At 33.2% G+C, this 24,029-nt stretch carries 30 protein-coding genes; 29 read left to right on the top strand and 1 reads right to left on the bottom strand.

All coding sequences use genetic code 11. From position 1 onward, the window contains the following. Positions 1–4: 4 nt before the first annotated feature. Positions 5–1,324 (top strand): RagB/SusD family nutrient uptake outer membrane protein, encoded by a 1,320-nt coding sequence (locus GR162_RS11545; protein WP_160782270.1) that lies wholly within the window; start codon positions 5–7, stop codon positions 1,322–1,324. 382 nt (positions 1,325–1,706) lie between these two features. On the opposite strand, the gene GR162_RS11540 is transcribed toward GR162_RS11545, so the two are convergent. Continuing rightward, positions 1,707–2,378, bottom strand: coding sequence for a hypothetical protein (locus tag GR162_RS11540; RefSeq protein ID WP_160782269.1), 672 nt, complete (start codon positions 2,376–2,378; stop codon positions 1,707–1,709). Positions 2,379–2,643: 265 nt separating this feature from the next. On the opposite strand from GR162_RS11540, the gene GR162_RS11535 reads away from it, so the two are divergent. The 28 genes from GR162_RS11535 to GR162_RS11400 all read left to right on the top strand — a co-directional run bounded on the left by GR162_RS11535 (position 2,644) and on the right by GR162_RS11400 (position 24,018). Beyond that, positions 2,644–3,408, top strand: a complete 765-nt coding sequence (locus GR162_RS11535) for a LytTR family DNA-binding domain-containing protein (RefSeq protein ID WP_160782268.1) — start codon at positions 2,644–2,646, stop codon at positions 3,406–3,408. A gap of 225 nt (positions 3,409–3,633) precedes the next feature. Further along, positions 3,634–4,218: an NUMOD4 domain-containing protein gene (locus GR162_RS11530; RefSeq protein WP_008468648.1), complete on the top strand. Its 585-nt coding sequence runs from the start codon at positions 3,634–3,636 to the stop codon at positions 4,216–4,218. Positions 4,219–4,670: 452 nt separating this feature from the next. Further along, positions 4,671–6,059: a dihydrolipoyl dehydrogenase gene (lpdA, locus tag GR162_RS11525; protein ID WP_119792157.1), complete on the top strand. Its 1,389-nt coding sequence runs from the start codon at positions 4,671–4,673 to the stop codon at positions 6,057–6,059. A 221-nt stretch (positions 6,060–6,280) separates the two neighbouring features. Continuing rightward, positions 6,281–7,234 (top strand): SPFH domain-containing protein, encoded by a 954-nt coding sequence (locus GR162_RS11520; protein ID WP_160782267.1) that lies wholly within the window; start codon positions 6,281–6,283, stop codon positions 7,232–7,234. Further along, positions 7,234–7,476: a hypothetical protein gene (locus GR162_RS11515; protein ID WP_160782266.1), complete on the top strand. Its 243-nt coding sequence runs from the start codon at positions 7,234–7,236 to the stop codon at positions 7,474–7,476. The genes GR162_RS11520 and GR162_RS11515 overlap by 1 nt, the downstream gene beginning before the upstream one ends. 12 nt (positions 7,477–7,488) lie before the next feature. Further along, complete coding sequence (locus tag GR162_RS11510; RefSeq protein ID WP_160782265.1) at positions 7,489–8,433, top strand: hypothetical protein; 945 nt, start codon at positions 7,489–7,491, stop codon at positions 8,431–8,433. Positions 8,434–8,459: 26 nt separating this feature from the next. Further along, positions 8,460–9,416, top strand: a complete 957-nt coding sequence (locus tag GR162_RS11505) for a DUF6620 family protein (RefSeq protein WP_091133169.1) — start codon at positions 8,460–8,462, stop codon at positions 9,414–9,416. A 99-nt stretch (positions 9,417–9,515) separates the two neighbouring features. Then, a complete protein-coding gene (locus GR162_RS11500; protein WP_160782264.1) occupies positions 9,516–10,265 on the top strand; it encodes a DUF2314 domain-containing protein in 750 nt (249 codons plus the stop codon). A 152-nt stretch (positions 10,266–10,417) separates the two neighbouring features. After that, positions 10,418–10,924, top strand: coding sequence for a YgcG family protein (locus GR162_RS11495; RefSeq protein ID WP_008468635.1), 507 nt, complete (start codon positions 10,418–10,420; stop codon positions 10,922–10,924). Positions 10,925–11,011: 87 nt separating this feature from the next. Next, a complete protein-coding gene (locus GR162_RS11490; RefSeq protein WP_160782263.1) occupies positions 11,012–11,446 on the top strand; it encodes a GNAT family N-acetyltransferase in 435 nt (144 codons plus the stop codon). Between the two features lie 16 nt (positions 11,447–11,462). After that, entirely contained in the window at positions 11,463–11,858 is a 396-nt protein-coding gene (locus tag GR162_RS11485) for a DUF1801 domain-containing protein (RefSeq protein WP_066034018.1), read from the top strand. Positions 11,859–11,934: 76 nt separating this feature from the next. Continuing rightward, positions 11,935–12,606 carry a DUF2625 domain-containing protein gene (locus GR162_RS11480; protein ID WP_160782262.1) on the top strand — a complete coding sequence of 224 codons (672 nt, stop codon included), beginning with the start codon at positions 11,935–11,937 and terminating at the stop codon, positions 12,604–12,606. Between the two features lie 106 nt (positions 12,607–12,712). Then, a complete protein-coding gene (locus GR162_RS11475) occupies positions 12,713–13,093 on the top strand; it encodes a YdeI family protein (RefSeq protein WP_008468626.1) in 381 nt (126 codons plus the stop codon). Between the two features lie 145 nt (positions 13,094–13,238). Next, positions 13,239–13,781, top strand: coding sequence for a DUF2975 domain-containing protein (locus tag GR162_RS11470; RefSeq protein ID WP_008468624.1), 543 nt, complete (start codon positions 13,239–13,241; stop codon positions 13,779–13,781). A gap of 10 nt (positions 13,782–13,791) precedes the next feature. Beyond that, positions 13,792–13,998: a helix-turn-helix transcriptional regulator gene (locus GR162_RS11465; RefSeq protein ID WP_008468622.1), complete on the top strand. Its 207-nt coding sequence runs from the start codon at positions 13,792–13,794 to the stop codon at positions 13,996–13,998. A 77-nt stretch (positions 13,999–14,075) separates the two neighbouring features. Further along, complete coding sequence (locus GR162_RS11460) at positions 14,076–14,669, top strand: NAD(P)H-dependent oxidoreductase (RefSeq protein ID WP_160782261.1); 594 nt, start codon at positions 14,076–14,078, stop codon at positions 14,667–14,669. A 286-nt stretch (positions 14,670–14,955) separates the two neighbouring features. Then, positions 14,956–15,441 carry an SRPBCC domain-containing protein gene (locus GR162_RS11455; protein ID WP_160782260.1) on the top strand — a complete coding sequence of 162 codons (486 nt, stop codon included), beginning with the start codon at positions 14,956–14,958 and terminating at the stop codon, positions 15,439–15,441. A 313-nt stretch (positions 15,442–15,754) separates the two neighbouring features. Next, positions 15,755–16,651: an NmrA family NAD(P)-binding protein gene (locus GR162_RS11450; protein WP_160782259.1), complete on the top strand. Its 897-nt coding sequence runs from the start codon at positions 15,755–15,757 to the stop codon at positions 16,649–16,651. Between the two features lie 12 nt (positions 16,652–16,663). Next, complete coding sequence (locus tag GR162_RS11445) at positions 16,664–17,578, top strand: AraC family transcriptional regulator (protein ID WP_160782258.1); 915 nt, start codon at positions 16,664–16,666, stop codon at positions 17,576–17,578. A 54-nt stretch (positions 17,579–17,632) separates the two neighbouring features. Beyond that, entirely contained in the window at positions 17,633–18,049 is a 417-nt protein-coding gene (locus tag GR162_RS11440) for a hypothetical protein (protein ID WP_160782257.1), read from the top strand. Positions 18,050–18,055: 6 nt separating this feature from the next. Beyond that, positions 18,056–18,268, top strand: a complete 213-nt coding sequence (locus GR162_RS11435) for an ArsR family transcriptional regulator (protein ID WP_160782256.1) — start codon at positions 18,056–18,058, stop codon at positions 18,266–18,268. A 79-nt stretch (positions 18,269–18,347) separates the two neighbouring features. Next, complete coding sequence (locus GR162_RS11430; protein ID WP_160782255.1) at positions 18,348–18,716, top strand: ester cyclase; 369 nt, start codon at positions 18,348–18,350, stop codon at positions 18,714–18,716. A gap of 116 nt (positions 18,717–18,832) precedes the next feature. Beyond that, complete coding sequence (locus GR162_RS11425; protein WP_160782254.1) at positions 18,833–19,894, top strand: serine hydrolase; 1,062 nt, start codon at positions 18,833–18,835, stop codon at positions 19,892–19,894. Further along, positions 19,881–20,303: a DUF1801 domain-containing protein gene (locus GR162_RS11420; protein WP_160782253.1), complete on the top strand. Its 423-nt coding sequence runs from the start codon at positions 19,881–19,883 to the stop codon at positions 20,301–20,303. The genes GR162_RS11425 and GR162_RS11420 overlap by 14 nt, the downstream gene beginning before the upstream one ends. Further along, positions 20,304–21,407, top strand: coding sequence for an MBL fold metallo-hydrolase (locus GR162_RS11415; RefSeq protein ID WP_160782252.1), 1,104 nt, complete (start codon positions 20,304–20,306; stop codon positions 21,405–21,407). A 153-nt stretch (positions 21,408–21,560) separates the two neighbouring features. Then, complete coding sequence (locus GR162_RS11410) at positions 21,561–22,685, top strand: lactonase family protein (RefSeq protein ID WP_160782251.1); 1,125 nt, start codon at positions 21,561–21,563, stop codon at positions 22,683–22,685. Positions 22,686–22,820: 135 nt separating this feature from the next. Beyond that, on the top strand, positions 22,821–23,348 hold the full coding sequence (locus GR162_RS11405; protein ID WP_160782250.1) for a GNAT family N-acetyltransferase: 528 nt from the start codon (positions 22,821–22,823) through the stop codon (positions 23,346–23,348). Positions 23,349–23,436: 88 nt separating this feature from the next. Then, positions 23,437–24,018, top strand: coding sequence for a TIGR00730 family Rossman fold protein (locus GR162_RS11400; RefSeq protein ID WP_160782249.1), 582 nt, complete (start codon positions 23,437–23,439; stop codon positions 24,016–24,018). The last annotated feature ends 11 nt before the right edge of the window (positions 24,019–24,029 follow it).

Raw genomic sequence — 24,029 nt, 5'->3', positions numbered from 1 at the left:
AAAGATGAAAAAAATCTCAAAATACATATTCCTTTTTGCTGCGGCAATTGCAGTAAGTAGCTGCGACGATTATCTGGATATTACGCCTGTCGGTAAAGTTATTCCAGAAACACTAGATCAATTTCGTGCAGTTTTAACAACTGGATATGCTACTTATCCAGAACACAAATCTTTAACAGCAGTTCGCACTGATGAATTGATCTTAGATGAATTCAATGACAACTTAATAAATTACAAAGATATTTACATCTGGAAAGATGCCAATCCAGATAAAATTACAACATCTTTTCACTATCAGGATCTATATTCTGTAATTTTCTATACAAATGTAGTAATCAATGAAGCATCGAAAAAAGTAGCTGTTTCTGAAGAAAGAAATCAATTAATTGGAGAAGCTTATGCTTTAAGAGCAATGGCTTATTTTGATTTGGTTAATCTTTTTGGAAAACCTTACAACGCTGCAACAGCTGGTACAGACAAAGCAGTCCCGTTGGCTTTGGAAATTGATTTAGAACAAGCATTTATTCCTCAATCTGTAGAAACGATTTATAATCAAATCATCTCAGATACAAATGAAGCAGAGAAATTACTTAATGTAAATACTCAGACAAAAGGGATAAACTATCGTTTTTCTAAAGTTGCATTGTACAGTTTGGAAAGTCGTGTTTACTTATATCAAAAACAATGGCAGAAATCTTTAGAAGCTGCAAACAAAGCTTTAACAATAAAAAACAATTTGATTGATTTAAATGCTACTCCAGTTTTAGCAACTAAATATGATGGCGCAGAATCTATTTTGGCTCTTGAAGACGGATTAATTAACTTATTAAAAGGTCTTTCTTATGCTTCTACAGACTTAACTTCTGCTTATAACCAACAAACAGATTTACGTTTTTCAACTTATTTTTCAGCAAGCGGAACTCGTTTCAGATTTAAAAAAGGTGGAGAAGATGCTCAAAAATCTTCATTTAGAACTTCTGAATTGTATTTAACAAAAGCAGAAACACAAGTTCAGTTAAATAATATTGCTGATGCAAAATCTACTGTTTTAGCTTTCGTTAAAAACAGATATACTCCAACAGGGTATGTAGATCTTGAAATTGCAATTAACGCTATGAATGCAGCAGATCTTACAAACTTCATTTTAGAAGAAAGACACCGCGAATTTGCTGTTGAAGGACACCGTTGGTTCGATTTAAGAAGAACATCTCAAAAACAAATCGTACACACTATTGGTGGTGACGATTATACTTTGATACAAAACGATCCTCGTTATACAATCATTTACCCTGCAAATGCGAGATTGAACAATCCCAATCTATAATTTTACCTAAATTGTTTTTTTTTTTAAAGGTCCAGTTTTTTTTAAGCTGGGCCTTTTTAGTTTATAAATCTCGTCCTAAAGGTAACATTAAATTAAATTATTAGAAAACGGTAAAAGACATTCTATATCAGCGTTCCAAGTGTGATTACAACATGACTTTAAACTAACAGTAATATAACTAAAGATTAGATAACTCACAAAAAAACAATAGCAACCAAACTTGTTATTTGTTTAGTCTAAAGAAACACTACACAAAAAATCAAAAAACTTGAAACACATAAAAAAAAACCAGCCAAGAAAACCTGACTGGTTAATTTAATTTAAAAGTAATCCTTATTTTATTAAATTTCTTTTGAGAAACTAATATTAATATTAATCGTATTTATTTAGAGCCTAAAATCAACAAATGTTGATGAGGTATATAACTAAAATTTGAATTTGGATTAAAATTACAAACTATTTTAGCAGGACGCGTAATACTTGCATTTTGTCCATCTATAGATATAGGATAACGTAAATTACCGTTTATAGTCATTACATAATTTAATAAATTTCTGTAAAAGTCATAATTATCTATATAGTAATCTACCCCATTTCCTCCTATTGTAAATGCACTAACCCCATTAATTGCATTCCTTGAGTCATAATCTAAAGCCCAGCGATAGAAAAAAAACTCGTAATAAATTGACATCGATTGTCCAGGTACTGTTATGGTAGATGCAAAATGTGTATATTGAGCTACATTATCATTAGCAACTTTTGACGATGATTTATTTGTAAATTCTTCCAGTTCAATATTTTCCTGATTAATACTTTTAGGAAAAATCTTTTCCAAATCTTCGATCGATTTTACAATAATCTTCTCACCAACAATATTATCAGTAAATGTCACATCTTTTGGATCAATACCTAGGTCTTCCAATTTATTTAAAATCTGTTTTTGTTTGTTTAGCTTTTCTACATTTTTTGCATCAACTAAATCATCGTTTGAAGAATCACAAGAAATAATTGATAAAAATAGCATTAAAACTAAAAAAGGCATAAATTTTTTCATAGTGGTATATAAAATTAAAAGTTACAAAGGATTACAATTTTGCCGTTTTCGAATGTTAAAAATCCAACAAATAGAATTCAAAAATAGTTAAAATATCACAAAAACAAAGTCCAATATCAATTTTAAATAAGTTTATTTTTACATTTATAAACAATAAATTGAAAATCAAAAAATTAATTCTTACAGAAAAATCAGTTATCTACAAAAAGCAATGAGTTTTAAATTAAAATGAGTTTTTCTAGTTTTGCGAAAATTTAATAAATTAATGAGAATTGCCATTGTCGAAGACGAATACCTAGCTTCTAGCTATCTAAAATCTATTTTAGAACAGCAAGATATTTTACGGATTGCAGAAATCTGCGTTTTAAAATCGGTAAAAGAAGCTGTTACTTTCTTTAGCGAAAACAAAGTAGACCTTGCCTTTATGGATATTCATTTGGGCGACGGAAAAAGTCTTGATATTTTTGAAAGAACCATTATCGCCTGTCCAGTCATTTTTATCACGGCCTACGATTCTTATGCGATTTCGGTCTTCAAGCACTTTACAATCGATTATCTTTTAAAACCATTTGAAGAAGAAGAATTATTGGAAGCACTTCAAAAATTCAAAAAAATAAAAGATAGCTTTAATAGTGATTCTACGCTTCAATCTTTAGTGGCAATAGAAAATCCTGAAACCAATAAAATCCAGCGCCATTTTCTAGTAAATCACGGTTATAAGTTGATTTCTATTAACGAAAGTGAAATCACTTATTTTACTGCGACAGGAAAGCATCTTTTTATTCATGTAAAATCAGGAAACAGCTATTTGTACAATAGTACCTTAACCGAAATTATAAACAGTTTAGATCCCTTCAATTTCTTTAAAATAAACCGAAAATATATCGTTAGTAGAAACAGCATTAAAGAAGTTATAAAACACTCGCATCAAAAAGTAGAATTGATTCTCAACGTTTCAGCAGCCGAATCTGATGCAATTTTCATCAGTAAAAAGGAAATTAATAACTTCAAAAACTGGCTGGATCAATAATTTAATAATTATTTCGCTATGAATTTACGATAGTTATCAAAATTAAAAAACTGCATTTTTGATAATTTGTGATTTAAAATCCGACTAAAAACTATCAAAAAGACGTCAAAACGTTAAATTACCGTTATAGAAATCATAAAATTGCCCTTTCACAATCAGCAAGATAGCTGAAATTTTTGGTTTATTATTTATCTTTGAGAATATAGAAATCAAATGTAAAAGACAATGCCACAAAATAGATTTTATCCCGATGAAAAATTCAAAGAAATAGAAATAAATGCCTCATTACAATTAAGATACGCCATTTCTAACAGAGGAAGATTAATAAGTTTTACTGACAAGATTGAGAACGGACGCATTCTAAAAGGTGGCTTAAGTGACGGATACCCAACTTTCCGTTTTAAGGTTAAAAAAGACGACAAAATCGTAAACAAATATCTTTTCTTGTACAAATTAGTCGCTCAATATTTTATCCCAAAAGATTCTGAAGATCAAACGTATGTTCTACACTTAGACTACAACAGAGCTAATGATGATGTAAGCAATCTTCGTTGGGCAACCAAACAAGAAATGATGGCGCATAGCCGTAAAAGTCCGCGCGTTATTCAGGCAAAAAAGAACTTAATTGAACACAATCTCAAAGCTGACGGACGAAAATTAACCACAACAAAAGTGATGTTAATCAAAAAAATCCTTGCAAGACCTGAACAGAAAACACGTCTTAAAATGATTGCGAAACAATTTGGCGTAAGCGAAATGCAAATTAGAAGAATTGCCAGCGGAGAAAACTGGGGACATGTGAAAATATAGTTATGAATTAGGAGTTATGAATTATGAATTCACAACTCGTAAATATAAGCCACAGATTATATCGATTACACAGATTTTAAAAAATCATTTTAATCCTTATAATCTGTGGCTTATTTTTTTACAGTAGATTCAACAACTGTTAGGCTGAGCGGAGTCGAAGCCTACATACAATGCTCTTCGAATATGCTGAGAGTGACACTCAATAATCATGTGAATTTTTCAGATTTATCGTCAAAATCGCAAAAATCACCTCAGAATTCATAATTTACAATTCACAATTCATTCGGTTTCTGTGAAAAGACCAAAATCTCTGCCTTTAAAAACAAAATTTCAGGTGTTCATATAAAATAAATCCTTAAATTCGCAATCACAAATAACAAAAGAAGAAATCGAAAGATGAGTTTCGGAAATATAAACTTCATTTTCGATAGTTAATACTAAAAGCAAAAAAAATGAAATACGACGTTATTGTTTTAGGAAGTGGTCCTGGAGGATATGTAACAGCGATTAGAGCTTCACAATTAGGCTTTAAAACAGCTGTAGTAGAAAAAGAAAATCTTGGAGGAGTTTGCCTTAACTGGGGATGTATCCCAACAAAAGCGCTTTTAAAATCTGCTCAAGTTTTTGATTACCTTAAGCACGCTTCTGACTACGGATTGAAAGTTTCTGAATTTGATAAAGATTTCCCTGCAGTTATTCAACGCAGCCGTGGTGTTGCGGAAGGAATGAGCAAAGGAGTTCAATTCTTAATGAAAAAAAACAAAATTGACGTTATCGAAGGTTTTGGAAAACTAAAACCAGGAAAAAAACTTGACGTTACTGATAAAGACAATAAAGTTACAGAATACAGCGCTGATCACATTATCATCGCAACTGGTGCTCGTTCTCGCGAGTTGCCAAACTTACCTCAAGATGGTATAAAAGTAATTGGATACCGTCAGGCAATGACATTGCCAACTCAACCAAAATCTATGATTATTGTTGGTTCTGGAGCAATCGGAGTTGAGTTCGCTCACTTCTACAACTCAATGGGAACTGATGTAACTATCGTAGAATTTATGCCAAACGTAGTTCCTGTAGAAGACGAAGATATCTCAAAACAATTTGAGCGTTCTTTGAAGAAATCAGGAATTAAAGTAATGACTAACTCTTCTGTTGAGCGTATCGATACAACAGGAGCTGGAGTTAAAGCTTTCGTTAAAACTGCAAAAGGAGAAGAAGTTTTAGAAGCTGACATCGTACTTTCTGCTGTTGGAATTAAAACAAACATTGAAAACATCGGATTAGAAGAAGTTGGAATCGCTGTTGACAGAGATAAAATCTTAGTAAACGCTTACAATGAAACTAACATTCCAGGATATTATGCGATTGGAGACGTTACTCCAGGTCAAGCTTTAGCTCACGTAGCTTCTGCTGAAGGAATCAACTGCGTGGAGAAAATCAAAGGTTTACATGTAGAACCTATCGATTACGGAAACGTTCCTGGTTGTACTTATGCAACTCCAGAAATTGCTTCTGTAGGTTTAACAGAAAAGCAAGCAAAAGAAAAAGGTTACGAATTAAAAATTGGTAAATTCCCATTCTCAGCTTCTGGAAAAGCAAAAGCTGCTGGAAATGCTGACGGATTCGTAAAAGTAATTTTCGATGCTAAATACGGAGAATGGTTAGGATGCCACATGATTGGTGCTGGTGTTACAGATATGATTGCTGAAGCAGTTGTAGCTCGTAAACTAGAAACTACAGGTCACGAAATCCTTAAATCTATCCACCCTCACCCAACTATGAGCGAGGCTGTTATGGAAGCTGTGGCTGATGCTTACGGCGAAGTAATTCACTTGTAAAATATACCGTTTTACGGTTATATATAATTCTCAATTTATAAAATCCGATTTACTAAAAGTAAATCGGATTTTTTTATTCCTAGTAATTACATCTCTCCTATTTTCATTATTTCAACGTTAGGAAAAATAAACCAAACAAAAATTTGTTTAAAACTTTACGTAAGAAAATTTTGTCACACTATCTAAATCATTATTTTTATTCTTTTTAAATAAGACAAGTGATGAAATTACCTTTTATAGAAATTATCGAAGCCACGACAAGCGATCCTAACTTATTAATGTGGAAGTTTCCCGATGAAGATAAAGAAATCAAAAATGGCGCAAAGCTAACCGTTCGCGAAAGCCAGCATGCAATGCTTTTAAATGAAGGACAACTTGCTGACGTTTTTTCTCCGGGACTTCATACTTTATCTACAGAAAACATTCCAATTCTAAGTAAATTAAAAGGCTGGAAATACGGATTCGAAAGTCCTTTTAAAGCCGATATCTATTTTTTCAATACACATCAATTCATTAATAATAAATGGGGAACTCCTGCTCCTATCCTATTAAATGATCCTCAATTTGGTCAAATTAGGGTTCGTGCTTTCGGGAGTTTCGATCTTAAAATTTCTGATGCTGCTAAATTCTTTCGCCAATATGCAGGAACTTATGAGCAACTTACCATTTTTGAACTTCAAAACCAACTGAGAGATTTTGTTGCTCCAAAATTCGGAGAAGTTTTAGCCAATGAAAATATAACGGTTACAGATGTGGCGGGAAACATTACACAATTAGGCAAAAAAATAGAACCTTATCTTAAACCTTATTTTGAGCAGTTAGGAATCGAACTCACTCAGTTTGTCATTACAAGCGTAACCTTACCAGAAGAAGTAACAGCACATTACGATAAAATCACCAATATGAATATGGTAACCGATATGGATAAATTTACCAAATTCAATACCGCTGCAGCTATTGGCGATAAAGGAACTGCTTTGCACGATGCAACTCAAAATGCTTTGAGCATGGGAATTCTTTTAAATCAGCTACAGCAGAATAGAGAAACTCCAAAACAGGAAACTACAGACGATTTAACCTCCAAACTTCAAAAATTAAAATCATTGTTTGATGCTGGTTTAATTGATGAAGATGAATTTAAAACTAAAAAATCAGAATTATTAAGCCAATTGTAATGGAAGAGAAAAAAGTCAATTCGTTTTTGAACAGACTTAAAGAAAATGCTCAAAAACAAACCAATTATGGAGACGAAATGGAGATTACAGAAGCCAAAATAAATGCCAAAGACTGTCCTAATTGTGGTGCTGGAAGAGCCAAACAAGATGGACTGACGCATTGTGCCTATTGCGGATTTGAGTTTTTAAACATAAAACTTACCGATGGAGTTTATATCAAAAAAGAAGATAATTCAATTTAAAAATCAGATAGCGTGTTCGGATTATTCAAAAAATCAAAAGACAGTCAAAATGGAGAATCTACTCCAGAATGGTATTCAGAACTTCAAGAAAATCAACAAAGATGGTTTGCCTTTTTAGAAAAACTAGAAGCTAAAATGGAAGAATTTGCCACAGCAGCAATTCCAGAGCTTAAAGAAATTATGCAAAGCGATGATGATATTTATAAAAGAACTTTTCACAGAGTATATTCGGGTGTAAATGGCCAGTTAAATAACATTAGAGAAAAAGCGAGAGATGTTTATGAAGAAAAAGTACACGACGTTTATTATAATCTCAATTCGCAAATTTCAGTTTTGAGCAAACATCACGATTTGCTTTCCGATTTTAGAAGCGCTTGTTCTGATCGTTACAACGAATTTGAAAATAAATATGACTATTGGAGAAAACAGATCGACAAAACTCAAGAACGCGATCTCGAAACCGAATATCAAAAAATATTAGACGAATACGAAGCCATTAAAAACAAATTCAACTGCACGCAATGTGGTGGAAATATCGTGATTGAGAAAATATTTTTAATCGAAACCTATATTACATGTCCGTATTGCCAGACCCAAAACACCTTTGCACCAAGCACACTTGGCAGAAACCTTCAGAATATTGCAAGAAATCTCGCTGAGCAGCGAACAGCGCATCTGTATGAAGCTTATGAAGCCGAAAAAGACAAAGAACGTGATTTGTATCATCAGCGACATGAATTAAGTTTGAGCATTATTCATGAAAAAGATAAAAAAGTGCTTCACGAAGTTCAGTTAAAAATGGACGATTTGGAAGAACAAAGACAATTTGCCATTAAAAATGCTCCAAAACTTCATCAGGAATATTTAAGAGCAATGTATGACGAGTTGAATAAAATCACACCAGATTTAAAGGAGCACAACGAAAAAATGTATCAAAATCAATTGCAATACCTATAATTTATTAATCCTTAAAAAATTTAAAAATGTTTAAAAAACTTTTTGGAGCTCTAACAGGAGACAAACAAGAAAACCAGAATTACGAGACTCAGACGTCAAATGACAATTATGAAAATAATTATGAAGACAATTATCAAGAAGTAGAATACGATCCAGAAACTTTGCACGGAACACATTATACTGTTGAAGATTTTGATAATGAAGTAGCTGAAAGAGCTGAAGCATGGATTGCAGATGAGCGCGCAAGCGGAGAAAACCTTGACGAAAAAGATATTCAGAACATTTATTTTAATTACAGAAGAACGGTTTATACAGAATGGAACAATTGTGATTCTGACCAAATGATTCGTTTTGAGCATGCAAATTCATTAAAATATACAGGAGTTCAAACTTCTGGATTTGTAAAAGCAGATGATAATAATCCGTTTTTAGAGCCAGTACACGGTGTTGATTTAAGAACTTATACGGCAATGTGCCTTAAAATCAGTGCAGGAATCGATTATTTAGAAGTTTGCAAAGCCATGGGATTTGAACCAGCGGTTTGGGAAGAATTAAATACAATCTGGCCACAGCGTATGGGCGAAGATACTTCGTTTACCGTTACTACTTTATTCGGACAATATTATGCTGAAAATGTAACTGTACCTCAACTGGAAAACCTAAAAGCTGAAATTTCTGAAGAAGGCGCTGCCAATTTAGAAAGAATAAAAAGCGATCGTTATTTCTACGAAGAATTGGCTGGAGCAAGACAAGCTGCATACGAATACGGAATCGATGGTGCGCAATGGATTTTGGAAAATTTTGGAATTAATCTTGCCGATTTCCAATCTGTAGCAATGCAATGGATGACTGAACAAAACCAAAACTGGAATTCAGCTGATATTACAGAATTTCATGATTATCAGCAGCAAAAACAAAAAGAATATGCCGCAAAATTTGCTGCAGAGCAGGGCGGAAATATTGCTGACGATGTGAATTTTTAAAATTTATTTCTTATGATAAAAACCGATTTGCAGAAACAAATCGGTTTTTTTATCGTTAAAACTATTCAATTCTATAGGAATCATTTAAAATTATATATAATGGAAGAAACAAAAATATTCTACGCCGACGGGGAAAACCCAAAAATGATTGAAGCTTACAAAAAAGCTCAGGAAACTTTTAAATATTTCTGGAGAGAACTTTCTTGGGAATACAGAAGAATAGTACCTGGATTAGACGTTGCGTGCGTGAAATTGGCTTTTACACAAGAAATAGACAACGAAACTGTCGTTGAGCACATGTGGATTAACGATGTAAACTTTGACGGTGAAACTATATACGGAGTATTAGTAAACGATCCGAACGAATTGACGAATGTAAATAACGGAGATGAAATTGCAATTCCGGTCAATCAAATCAGTGACTGGCTGTTTGCTATTAATGGCCAAACTTATGGGGCATTTACAATTCAAGCAATGCGTTCTGAGATGGGCGACGATGAAAGAGAATCTCATGATGAAGCTTGGGGACTTGATTTTGGTGATTTTAATGATATTCTGATTGTAAATGAGCAAAAAGAAAAACCCGAAAATCTGATCGAACACCCAATGAGCAAGAACATGAAAGAAAGTCTTATTGAATTCGTTACCAATAATCCTGAAGAAGTATCAAGCCAAGACGAATTAGGATATACTTTTCTGCATCGTGAAACTATTGCTGGAAATCAGACTTCTGTTGAAGTTTTATTGGAATCTGGTGCAGATAAAAATGCTAAAACCGCAACAGGCAAAACTGCTTTAGATTTTGCTAAAGAATTAAAATGGGATCATTTGCTGCCTTTATTGCGATAAAAAACTTTAAAATCCGATTTGCGAAAAACAGATCGGATTTTATTTATAAGACACAATATTTTTTAAACTTAAAACCAAAACTATTCTATTTTTCATCTGTTTAAAATAAAGAATGTGCTACTTTTGCTGCACCAAATCTAATCTGCCACAGAATGAAAAAATTATTCTATACGCTCGTACTGTTATCTTCAGTTCTTTTATCTGCCCAAACAAAAAATGACACTGATTTTGCTTCTCAGTTAAAAAACTCTTTTTCAGGATCTACAGACTGTGTCAACGACTTCGAAAAAATACTGGCACCAGCCGAACTTCAGTCTTTGAATTCTACGCTAAACGGTTTCGAAAAAAAATATCTTTATAAAATTGTCGTTATTACAACTCCATCTTACGCGCCATTCCAATCCTTGGAAGAATATACTTTGGAACTGGATAAATTTCTATCAAAAGACCCGCGATTAGACCCTACTCTTTTAATAATCTTAAGTAAAAAATTAAGACAAATTCAGGTTATAAGTGTCGATTTTATAAAATACAAATTAAGTACAGAAGACACGCAAAACATAATAAGCACTTATTCTGTTCCCGAACTTAAAAAAGGAAATTATTATAAAGCTTTGGAACTGGCTTCGAATGAATTCATGAAAAAGCTTCAGCCATAAAACACATCAAAATCCGATTTGCATAAACAAGTCGGATTTTTTTATTTACCTTGCCTACACTTACGAACACTAAATGTAAATTCGAAAATGGTAGTTGTAGAAGAAGCAAAAAATGTCAATTTACCGCTTTTAAGAACCATTTTCTTAAAAGAGCGACAACGAACATTTACAGAGCAAGACACATCAGAATTTAAACTTGAAGATTTTGACAAACAAACTCAGGGAGAATATATTCTGAGTGCACTTATAGATGATATTCCCGTCGGGTTTATTTCGATTTGGATGCCTAACAATTTTATCCACCATCTTTACGTTGATAATGCATACCAAGGAAAAAACATTGGCACCCAATTATTAAAAGCCACAATACAGAAAACAGCATTTCCAATTACGCTTAAATGCCTTGTAAGCAATACCAAAGCAATTAATTTTTACCTCAGAAAAGGATTTGTAGAAAAATCGAGAGGACAATCAAGCAATGGAACTTATATTTTATTTGAACTAACAAAAGAGATACAATAACTTAAAGGCTGAAGATATGACGGTTCAAGAATACAATGATTCTCAGACAGCAGAAAATAAAGAAATCTGCGATTTTCTTTATGCAATTATTCATAAAAACTTAGCCGAAGCCGAAAACAAAATCTGGCATGCACATCCTGTCTGGTTTCTAGACGGAAATCCTATTGTAGGTTATAGCAAATTAAAAGATTCGGTTCGGTTGCTTTTCTGGAGTGGACAATCTTTTGATGAAGAAAAACTTCAAAATGAAGGTTCATTTAAAGCCGCCGAAATGCGATATACAAACGCAAGCCAGATAAATGAAGAAGATCTGGAGCGCTGGCTCGAGAAAAGCAAAGAAATTCAATGGGATTACAAAAACATTGTAAAACGTAAAGGAGTTCTAATTCGAATAATGACTAAACCATATTAACCCAAAAAACCTAATGAAACTTTTACCCCTACTCGCCTTTACATTTTTAACTATAACAACTTTTTCACAAACAAAAATGCGACCTATAAACGAACTTATCGATCAAAATGATTCTGGATGGAAATTAATAAAAGAATGGACCGCTTCTGCTAAAAACAAAGTTGAAATTCTTCCCGCAGATCCTCAAAAAGCAAAAGACGCTTTGTATCATACGCAAGTAACAACCAGCTCGCCCATGGGTGCAATTGTGTATAAAACTGGCGGAATTTTAATCGATAACGGCTGGATCAGAATATTAGGTTCTGGAAGCACAAAACTAAACCGCAGTCTTCCCGATTGGAACAAAGGAAAATCTTTTAAAGAATTTGGAGAAACGCCTTCACATCTTTTAATTGCCGACGATGCCTTAGGTGGCTTTTATTTGCTAAATGGAGGTGCATTTGGAGCAGATCTTGGAAAAATATATTATTTTGCTCCAGATAATTTAGAATTCGAGCCTCTTGATATTACTTATTCGCAATTTTTAGAATTCTGTTTTAATAATGACCTAGACAAATATTACGAAGGTAGCCGATGGGAAGATTGGAAAAAAGAAGTGATTGCTTTACAAGGCGATCAGGTTTTCAATTTTTATCCATTTTTATGGTCAGAAGAAGGAAGTGATATAAATAAAGTACAAAGAAAAATTATCCCTATTGAAGAGCAATACAATCTCAACTTAGATTTAAGAAAACAGATTCAGCAGTAAACTGAAACACATAACGTATTATTTTTCAAAACTTTATTTTTAATTTTATTACTGACATGCAGTTGTCACAAGGTCATTTTACCTTTACGAAGTAAAACTAAAAAGGATGGAAACTAAAGACGGAAAATTGGCTGTTTATGCTCCAACTAGACAAGATTGGCGAAATTGGCTTGAAGAAAATAGCCAAATAGAAAAATCGGTTTGGTTAATCTTGTATCACAAAAAAAGTAAAACACAAAGTGTAAATTTAATCGAAGCTACTGAAGAAGCGCTTTGTTTTGGATGGATTGACAGCCTCTGCAAAAAACGAGACGGAGAAAGCTATTACCTCACTTTCTCTCCCCGAAATCCAAAAACCAGTAAATGGAGCAAACCGAACATCGAAAGAGCCGAACGTATGATTCAGCAGAATTTAATGACCGAACATGGCCAGAAAGTAATCGATATTGCAAAAGAAAAAGGAAAATGGATAATTGACAATCCATAATAATAAGCTACAGAATTTCAACATACAAATATAAAGCTTCAGCAGACTTCATTGCTGAAGCTTTTTTTTTGATAAAAACTATTTATTTATTGTTTATCAATAAATTTTTATTATTTTAGCAGCATAACTTTTAATCTTGAATAGCATGGAACTTAAAATTGGAACACCACAGATTCTAAAAATCCTGAACATCTTATCATGGATTATTTTTATTGGCTTATGTGTTGAAGCCGGTATGTATCTTTTTAATGGAATTTACACTATGACTATAAATTCTTATAATGCCCGTTTTCTTGATTTACTAGACCTGTACAATTTCAGTCCAAGTTTTTACATTCAAGAAATATGTTTTATTAGCATTGTTGCGATCTTAAAAGCGATTATGTTTTATCTGATTGTAAAAATGCTTCACGACAAAAAATTAAATATCGAACAGCCTTTTACTGCTGAGATGGGGCGGTTTATATCTTACCTTTCATACTTGGCTTTCGGAATTGGGTTGTTTTCTTTTTGGGCTTTCAAATTCAACAATTGGCTAATTATTAAAGGTGTAAAACTTCCTTCGCTAGAATCTCTCAATCTTGAAGGCCATAGTATTTGGATCTTTATGGCCATTATAATATTTGTTGTAGGACAGATTTTTAAAAGAGGAATCGAAATCCAATCTGAAATTGATTTAACCATATAAACAAAAAATTATGCCCATTATAGTAAATTTAGACGTCATGATGGCAAAAAGAAAAATGTCATTAAATGAACTTTCAGAAAAAGTAGATTTGACATTATCCAATCTTTCTATCTTAAAAACGGGTAAAGCGAAAGCAATTCGTTTCAGTACGCTCGAAGCCATCTGTAAAGTTTTAGACTGTCAGCCTGGAGATATTTTAGAATTTTCTGAAGATTAATTTTGTTTTGATTTAATTTGTATTTTCGTACAAATCGGTTGTGGTTTTTAAATAATTTGAAATCTAAAAAATCAAAAATGAATATTCTAATCGTTTACGCGCATCCAAGCAAAAAATCGTACACTTTTCAGGTTTTGGAAAGATTAAAATTAGCATTGGGGAATGAAAACTGGAATGTAGAAATCTCAGATTTATATGCATTAAATTTTGTCAGCGATATGTCTGAAACAGAATACGAGCGTGAAGGGTTTGCCAAAACACAGCTTCCGATTCCAGCAGATGTTTTAGCAGAACAGGAAAAAATAGAAAATGCAGATTGTATTATTTTCCTGTATCCAGTTTGGTGGAGCGATTGTCCTGCAAAATTAAAAGGCTGGTTTGATCGTGTTTATTCTGTTGGATATGCGTACGGACAAAATGAAACTTCAAGAAAAATGAAAACCATTCCGTACGGACTTGTAATTTGCACCGCTGGTCATCCTAATGATTTTTTGAATGAAATTGAAATAGCACAAAGCATGGAAAAAATTATGCTTGAGGATAGACTTGGAAAACGTTTTACGCACAAAGAAATGATCATTCTCGGCGGAACATTAGAACTTGAAAATGTAATGGCACAGCATTTTGAACTGATTAATAGAATTCCAGAAAAAATTAAAGCAATAATTTAAAAATCTAAATTTTAAATTCCAAAATCCAAATTCTAAATTCCAATCTAAATTCCAATCTAAATTCCAATCTAAATTCCAATCTAAAATCTAAATTCTAAAATCTAAATTCTAAAATCTAAATTCTAAAATCTAAATTCTAAAATCTAAATTCTAAAATCTAAATTCTAAAATCTAAATTCTAAAATCTATACCTGTCCGAAAAGCACCTCAAAATTGTCTTCTAAACACCTCAAGCAATTGATTTTTAGATTGTAATTTTACGTTACTATTTTAAAATCAATCAATTATGAGCTCTCAAGATTTTACCACAACAATAATTGTCAATCAATCACCCGAAGAAGTTTTTAAAGCCATACAAAACGTTAAAGGCTGGTGGTCGGAAGAAATTGAAGGAAAAACAGCAAACGAAGGTGACGAATTCAAATACCATTATGAAGACGTTCACCGTTGTAAAATAAAATTGGTAGAAGTCATTCCAAATCAGAAAATGGTTTGGCTGATTGAGGAAAATTATTTCAGTTTCACCAAAGACGATACCGAATGGACTAATACTACAGCCGTTTTTGATATTTCGAAAGAAAACAATACAACAAAACTCACTTTTACCCATGTTGGTCTGGTTCCAGAATACGAATGTTTTGATGTCTGTAAAGCAGGCTGGACCAATTACATTGAAAATAGTTTAAAAAAACTAATTGAAACCGGTAAAGGACAGCCAAATGCTACTGGAAAACCTCAGCTAGAAACAGAAAGAAAATTATCTGAAAGATAAAATCACATTTTCATAATACTATTACCCGTTACCCTGTTGGGTGAAATGGAACAAAAATTAATTTAAACAGATAGAAACATAGCTCTTTATTGCTTCTGCTTAAGATTAAAGAAAAAGCAAGCTAACACATAGTGCTATGCGTAATATTTGAAGTGAAACGCCTTAATTAATCACCTAAAGGCTATGTTTCTATATGTTAAAAGTAGTTTTACCAAACGGATACTACTATTATTTTAGGCTACATCTATCATAGATTTGGCTAAATCTATTTCGTTAAGGATGCCCAACTTTGTATCATTAAAATAATAGTATTATGAAAATTATAATTACAGGTTCTTTAGGGAACATCAGCAAGCCACTAACAGAGGCATTAGTACAAAAGGGAAATACTGTTACGGTAATCACAAGCAGTAATGACAGACAAGAAGAAATTGAAAAACTAGGCGCATCAGCTGCAATTGGTTCTGTAGAAGATTTAAGTTTTTTAACTCAAACCTTTACTGGAGCAGATGCCGTTTATTGCATGATTCCACGTGCAAATTATTTTGATCCGAATCTTGATTTGGACGCCTATACCAGAAAAATCGGAAATAATTATGCAGAAGCCATTAGGCTTTCTGGCGTAAAACGCGTTGTTTTCTTAAGCAGTATTGGCGCACATTTAAAAGAAAAATCCGGAATCATTCAGCGCTATAATGAAATCGAAGCTTTCTTAAATCAGCTTTCAGATGTTGCGATTACTTTTATGCGTCCGACCTCATTTTACTACAATTTGCTGGCATACATTCCAGCCATAAAAAATCAGGGATTTATTTCAGCAAATTATGGAGCCGATTCGTTGATTCCATGGGTTTCTCCAAATGACATTGCAGAAGCTATAGCAGAAGAGATCACCACTCCGCTTGACGGGAAAAAAATCCGTTATGTGGCGAGTGAAGAACTTTCTGGTCATGAGACGGCAAGAATTTTGGGTGAAGCAATAGGCAAACCGAATTTAGAATGGAAGCTAATTAGCGATGAGGAAACCTTAAAGGAGTTAATTTCTGTTGGAATGCAGCCAAAAATTGCGCAAGGTTTGGTAGAAATGTACGCAGCGCTTTACAACGATACATTGGGCGCAGATTATTATCAAAATCGTCCTTCAGTTTTAGGAAAAACCAAACTGTCAGGTTATGCCATAGAATTTGCTTCGATTTATAACCAAAATTAAGTACTTTAGACTATGGCAAATCTACAACCGGTCCGAATAAAAAGTATCAGCGAATTTCATGAATTTAGAAATTTGCCAAAACCTGAGCATCCTTTGGTGAGCGTCTATAATTTTGAAGATTTAAAATATTTGAATGAAGATGAGCCAAAAAGCCTGATGCTCGATTTTTATTCGATTGCACTGAAACGAAATGCAAATGCCAAAATGCGTTACGGGCAGCAGGAATATGATTTCAAAGAAGGTGTTTTACTTTTTATTTCGCCAGGACAGGTTTTTTCTATAGAAGGAAATGCCGAAATGCAGCATACAGGATGGTCATTATTGATCCATCCTGATTTTTTATGGAATACGCCGCTTGCGCAGAAAATCAAACAATATGAATATTTTGGATACGCAGTTCACGAAGCGCTTCATCTTTCTGATAAAGAAGAAAAACTGATAATTGAAATCATTCAAAATATTCAGCAGGAATACCAATCCAATATAGATAAATTTAGTCAAGATGTTATTATCGCTCAAATTGAATTGCTACTGACCTATTCTGAGCGTTTTTATAACCGCCAGTTTATTACTCGAAAAATAAGCGATCATCAGATTCTGGCACGACTGGAAAAATTACTCGAAGACTATTTCAACAACGATTCTTTAACTAAAAAAGGACTTCCAACAGTGCATTATATTGCCGAAAACTTGAACGTTTCGCCAAATTATTTAAGTGCCTTACTCAAACATCATACCGGGCAAAGCACCCAGCAGCATATTCATAATAAGCTGATTGAAAAAGCTAAAGAAAAACTCTCTACTACTGATTTATCTGTTAGCGAAATTGCTTTTGAATTAGGTTTTGAACATCAGCAATCTTTTAGCAAATTGTTTAAAACAAAGACTAATATCTCTCCAATTGAGTTTAGGCAATCTTTCAATTAATAATTTAACAAAAGGATAAATTTCATACATTCGTTACAATAAAAAACGAAAATTATGAACCCTATTTTAAGAAATACTTTGGCCGTAATAGCAGGTCTCGTTATCGGAAGCATTGTCAATATGAGTATCATTTTAATAAGCGGTTCTATTATTCCGCCCCCAAATGGTGCCGATGTTACCACTACAGAAGGTCTGCAGGCTACCATGCACTTATTTGGGCCAAAGCATTTTCTATTTCCTTTTTTAGCTCACGCCATCGGAACTTTTGCCGGCGCGCTCACAACTGCCATATCTGCAGCTTCGCACAAAACAAAACTGGCTTTTATTATCGGAGCTTTCTTTTTATTTGGCGGCATCACAATGGTTTTCACACTTCCATCTCCAATTTGGTTCAGCGTTGTAGATTTGGTTTTAGCTTATCTTCCAATGGCTTATCTGGCTTCTAAAATTACTTCACAAAAGAAAATCTAAAGAAAAATGAAAACTCAAAACACTATAAAACCGGCTAAAAAATGCTACAGCCATATTGGAGGCAAACTTGGCGAACTGCTTTTTGAAACATTTGCAGACAAAAAATGGATTGCCAAAAATGAGGCTTCAGACAAACACTTTTACATTACTGAATTAGGAGAAAAAGAGTTTGATAAATTGGGCATAGATCTTAGTAAAATCAAATCGGAAGAAGTTTAATTTTATAATTATTCCATTCTTTTCTGCAAAATTTGTAGCGCTTAATTTCATATCTTAGTTTACTTTTAAATTCTGAATCATGACTAAGAAAGAAATCGCTAAAAACTTCCTGAAACTGGCAGCCAAAGGACATTCTCATGAAGGTTTTCGGTTATATGTCGGAAAAAATTTCAAACATCATAATCCCCACTTCAAAGGCGATGCAGAGACATTAATGCTTGCTATGGAAGAGTCTGCCAGAACAAATCCAAACAAAGTTTTCAAAATCCACCATATTTTAGAAGACGATAAATTCGTTGCTGTACATTCTCACCTAAAGCAGAATTCTGAAGATATTGGTTTTGCAGTAGTTCATATTTTAAAGTTTAAGGATGATAAAATCGTCGAACTCTGGGATCTCGGGCAACCTGTACCAAAAGATTCTATTAATGAAAATGGAATGTTTTAGTTAATTGTGAATTATAAATGGTAAATTATTAATTCAAAAACTAAATCTATAAATAACAACTAAACGCATTCACTACATTTCACCATTTATAATTAACAATTCACCATTAAAAACAAATGAACTTCATCACCAAAATCTCCTTATTATTTGTTTTAATCTTCACTTCTTCTTTCAATTCATCAGCTCAAAAAAAAGAGGATTATAAAAAAAGTATTGATAGTATACTTCAAAACTCTAATCCTAAATTTAATGGTGCGATTTTAATTTCACAAAACGGAAAAACATTGTATTCCAAAGTTGTAGGTCTTTCAAACTTCGAGACAAAAAAGCCTTTACTAATGGACACTCAGTTTGAAATTATGTCAAACAGCAAATTAATTGCTGCGACCTTGCTTTTATTGGAAGTTGAAAAAGGAAAAATCGATTTAAATGCTCCAATTAAAAAGTATTTGCCAGAACTCACGCAAACTTGGGCAGATTCTGTTACGGTCCATCAGCTTTTAAACCATTCACACGGAATTGTCGATTTACAAAAACCATTGGCTTTTAAACCTGGAACGCAATTTAAATATGGAAATCTAAGTTTCAATTTGGTTGCCAAAATTGTAGCATTAAGCTCTAAAAAAAGTTATAGAGAGGTTGCCGAATCGCTTTTTAAGAAATTAAAAATGAATCAGACTTTTTGCTATTCTCCAGATAAAACTCAAAATCTTGCTACTGGTTATTTTAATGCAAAAAATCAGCTGGAGCCTATTACAACCAGACAAATTACTGACGAAAGTCTTGGAGCAGATGGCATTATTTCAACCGTTTCAGATCTTGCGATTTGGAACAATAATCTTCATAAAGGAAAAATTCTGAAACCAGAATCTTATCAGCTATTGACTAAAAATACCATTCTATCCCAGCACAATTTCTTCGGCAAAGAAAAAGACGGTTATGGCTACGGGATTAGAGTTGTAGAAAAAGAACAAGTTAAATATCTTGGCCACACAGGTTTAGGAGATGGTTTTTCTTCTGTAAATTTGTATTTCCCAGAAAGTGATGTGAGTTTGATTGTAATGGAAAATCAGATGCCTGAAGATTCTAATTTGTTTTATGCTTCTGAATTTAAAATCAAAAACATGCTTTTAAAAAGCGATTTATTAAAGAAAAAGCAAGTTAATGGCAAAAAATAAAACCACAGAAACTCAAAATAGCGTTACTGATTTTATTAACGCTGTTGAAAATGATGTCAAAAGAAACTATGCTTTTGAACTTCTAAAAATAATGCAGGAAATAACAGGATTTGAACCTAAAATGTGGGGACCTACCATTATTGGTTTCGGAAGTTATCATTACAAGTATGAAAGCGGACATGAAGGAGATGCGCCACTTGCGGGTTTTTCGCCAAGAAAAGCTGCAATGACCATTTATTTTTATCTGCCAGAAGAAAAAAGAGAAGCGCTTTTATCTCAACTTGGAAAACATACTTCTTCTAAAGCTTGTATTTACATTAAAAAATTGGCCGATATCAACATCGAAATCTTAAAAGAAATAGTTTTACTTTCTATAGCACATACCCAAAAATTATATCCTTCAAAATAAATGATTACATTTTTAATTCTATTAGTACTAATAGCTCTTGTTCTTTACCGATTTTTAAACCATCCAAAATTCGGAAAAGCGCCTTCTGGCGAAAGACTCATTCAAATTCAAAATTCTCCGCAATATAAAAACGGTAAATTCGAAAATCAGAGTTTTACACCAGATTTAGCCGAAGGAGCAAGCATGGCAGGAGTTTTGTTTGAATTTTTCTTTAAAAAAGTAGAAGGAAAAACTCCGAAAGATTTGATTCCGTCTATAAAAACCAATTTATTGGAACTTTCTTTAGATCAGGATATTTTAGTTTGGTTTGGGCATTCTTCCTATTTTATTCAGCTGGAAGGAAAACGTTTTTTAATTGATCCCGTTTTCAGCGGAAACGCCTCTCCTATTCCTGGTACAACAAAATCGTTTAAAGGATCTGATATTTATACGGTCGATGATCTTCCAGAAATTGATTATTTATTGATTACGCACGATCATTACGATCATTTGGATTACGATACAATTTTAAAATTAAAACCTAAAACAAAAAAAATCATTACTGCTCTTGGAGTTGGTTCACATTTCGAATTTTGGGGTTTTCCAACAGAAAATATCATAGAAAAAGATTGGTACAGCACCATTCAATTAGATAAAAACATTACGATTCATACCGCACCATCAAGACATTTTTCTGGCAGAGGTTTTAAAAGATGTAACACACTGTGGACTTCTTTTGTTTTAGAAACTAAAGATTTTAAAATGTATTTGGGTGGCGACAGCGGTTACGATTCTCATTTTGCAGAAATCGGAGAAAAACACGGCCCTTTTGATATTGTATTACTTGATAATGGCCAATACAATGAAAAATGGAAATACATTCACAATATGCCAGAAGATGTCATAAAAGCCATGAAAGACTTGAAAGCAAAGCGAGTATTTCCAGTACATTCTTCAAAATTTGCTCTATCGCTACATTCTTGGGATGAACCTTTAAATAAAGTAACTGAATTAAATGGCTTATCAGAAAATCCGATTTCATTAATTACACCAATGATTGGCGAAACAGTTGAATTAAAAAATGACAAACAGGAATTTAAACAATGGTGGAAAGGGGTTAAATAATTATGAGTTATGAATTGTGAGTTCTAAATCTATCCAATAGTCACCCTGAGCGAAGTCGAAGGGCGTTCCAATTAATACTAGGGCTTCGACTTCGCTCAGCCTGACAATGTAGGCAAAACTTGAAACCTGAAACTCGAAACAAACTTAAAAACCGTGAAAAGCAAAATATTTTTTTTAGCACTTTTATTTCTCGTAACAACCAACATTTTTTCTCAAAATACCTATGTCTTTTTAGGCTCTTATAATCGTGATAAATCGGCAGAAGCAATTCAGGTTTACCAATTGGACACATTGAGTGGAAAACTAACCAAATTTACTTCGGTTAAAAATATTGTGAATCCGTCTTATTTGACGATTTCTCCAAACGGAAAATATATTTATGCCTGTACAGATACCAAAACTCCAAATGCAGGAAGCGTGAGCAGTTTTGAATTTAATACTACAGCGAAAACTTTAACTTTTTTAAACAGCCAAAGAAGCGGCGGCGAAAATCCCGTATATGTCAGCGTTCATAAAAACGGAAAATGGCTAGCTAACGCCAATTATACAGAAGGCAGCGTTTCGGTATATCCACTTCTGGAAAACGGTAAAATCGATTCGATTGCACAGAATTTTCAATATATGGATGGAAGCGTAAATAAAGATAGACAAACTAGATCTCACGTACACTCAGCAGTATTTTCTCCAAAGTGCGATTATTTGTTTTTGCCCGATTTAGGTGCCGATAAAATTCGATGTTATGCTTTTGATGAAAATCAGAAAAAGCCTTTAGTGGAAACTAAAAATCCATTTACAAAAACCGATTTAGAAGCTGGACCAAGACATTTTACCTTTCATCCCAATCAAAAATGGGGATATTGCATTGAAGAAATGGCCGGACAGATAAGCGTTTACAATTATGAAAATGGCATTTTAAACAAAATTCAGCGCATTGCCACACATCCAGAAAAAATAAAAGAAGGTTTTGAAAGTTCTGACATCCACATTTCTCCTGACGGTAAATTTCTTTATGCAACAAATCGCGGCAAAGAAAACAATATTGCCATTTTCTCTATTGATGAAAAAGGGTTCTTGAAAAACATTGGTTATCAGTCAACTTTAGGGAAGCATCCGCGTATTTTTGCCATTGACGAAAGCGGAAAATTTTTAATTGCTTCGAATGTTCTAACTGGGAATATTATTGTTTTTAAAAGAAATCAAGAAACCGGATTACTTAAAAAAGTAGGCAAACAAATTAAAATGCAAAATGTTTCCTGTGTGCAGATTAAACAGATTTAAGTTTTTCTTTCACGCAGATTTTGCAGATTAGAGCAGATTTTATTCTGTCTTGCTGAGGGCGCTAGTGAATCGACCAAGATTGAAAACGAGAAACTAAATGGAATCAAAATTAACCAATCCAAAAAATATTAAAAAATGGAAATATCAAACTTCAATTTTCAACCCGATTTCCTTGAAAACGAAATCTCAAAATTAATTCCGTTAGAAGAAAAACATTTTGATGCCTTATTTGAAGCGGCTTCCGATCCTTTGATTTGGGAACAGAATCCTGCAAAAGATAGATATACCAGAGAAGGTTTTAAAACTTTTTTTGATATTATAATTACAAAAAATCCGTTCTTGATTCTTGATAAACAAACTAATGAAATAATGGGGACAAGTAGTTTTTACGACTATAATCCCGAAAGATCGAGCGTTGGAATTGGTTACACTTTTATTACGAGAAAATATTGGGGCGGTCCATATAATAAATCAAACAAAAAATTAATGATGGATTACGCTTTCCAGCATGTTGATTCAGTACTTTTTCATGTTGGAGCTGAAAACTTCCGTTCTCAAAAAGCCGTTCTGAAACTTGGAGCAGAAAAAATCAATGAACTTACATTTATTGTTAATGGTGCAGAAGTGCCTTATTTTGAATATGAGTTGAAGAAAAAAGAATAAATAAAAGAAGAAAGAGGCAAGAGAAAAGATATTGAATTTAATATATCGTCTTGCTTCTTTCATCTTTCCCTTCTTAAAAAATGAAAAAATGAAAAGAATAACCGTTTTCTGTGCCTCTAGTTTTGGTACAGAAAAAATTTACGAAGAACAAGCTGCTTTAGTTGGAAAAACTTTAGCTGAACAAAATATAGAGTTAGTTTACGGCGGTGCAAATGTAGGTTTGATGGGCGCGGTTGCTGACGGCGCTTTACATGCAGGCGGAAAAGTGATTGGCGTGCTGCCAAACTTTTTGCGATCTAAAGAAATTGCTCATTTAGGCTTGACCGAATTAATTTTGGTAGAAAGCATGCACGAAAGAAAAACCAAAATGAATGATCTGTGTGATGGTGTAATTGCGCTTCCTGGTGGTTTTGGAACACTGGAAGAACTTTTCGAAATGCTGACTTGGGCGCAATTAGGCTTGCATAAAAAACCAATTGCCATTTTGAACGTAAACGGTTTTTATGATGCTTTGATAACTTTACTGCAAACCATGACAGAAAAAGGATTGCTGAAAGAAGTAAATCGAGAAATGCTTTTGGTTAGTGATAATATTGATGATTTGCTCAACCAAATGAAAAATTATGTTGCACCAACTGTTGGAAAATGGATTGATAAAAAGAACGTTTAATAGAATTATTA

This window comes from Flavobacterium sp. HBTb2-11-1 (assembly GCF_009826975.1).
Taxonomy (GTDB): Bacteria; Bacteroidota; Bacteroidia; order Flavobacteriales; family Flavobacteriaceae; genus Flavobacterium.
The sequence above is the reverse complement of the archived record's forward strand: the minus strand, read 5'-3'. Positions and strand labels throughout refer to the sequence as shown.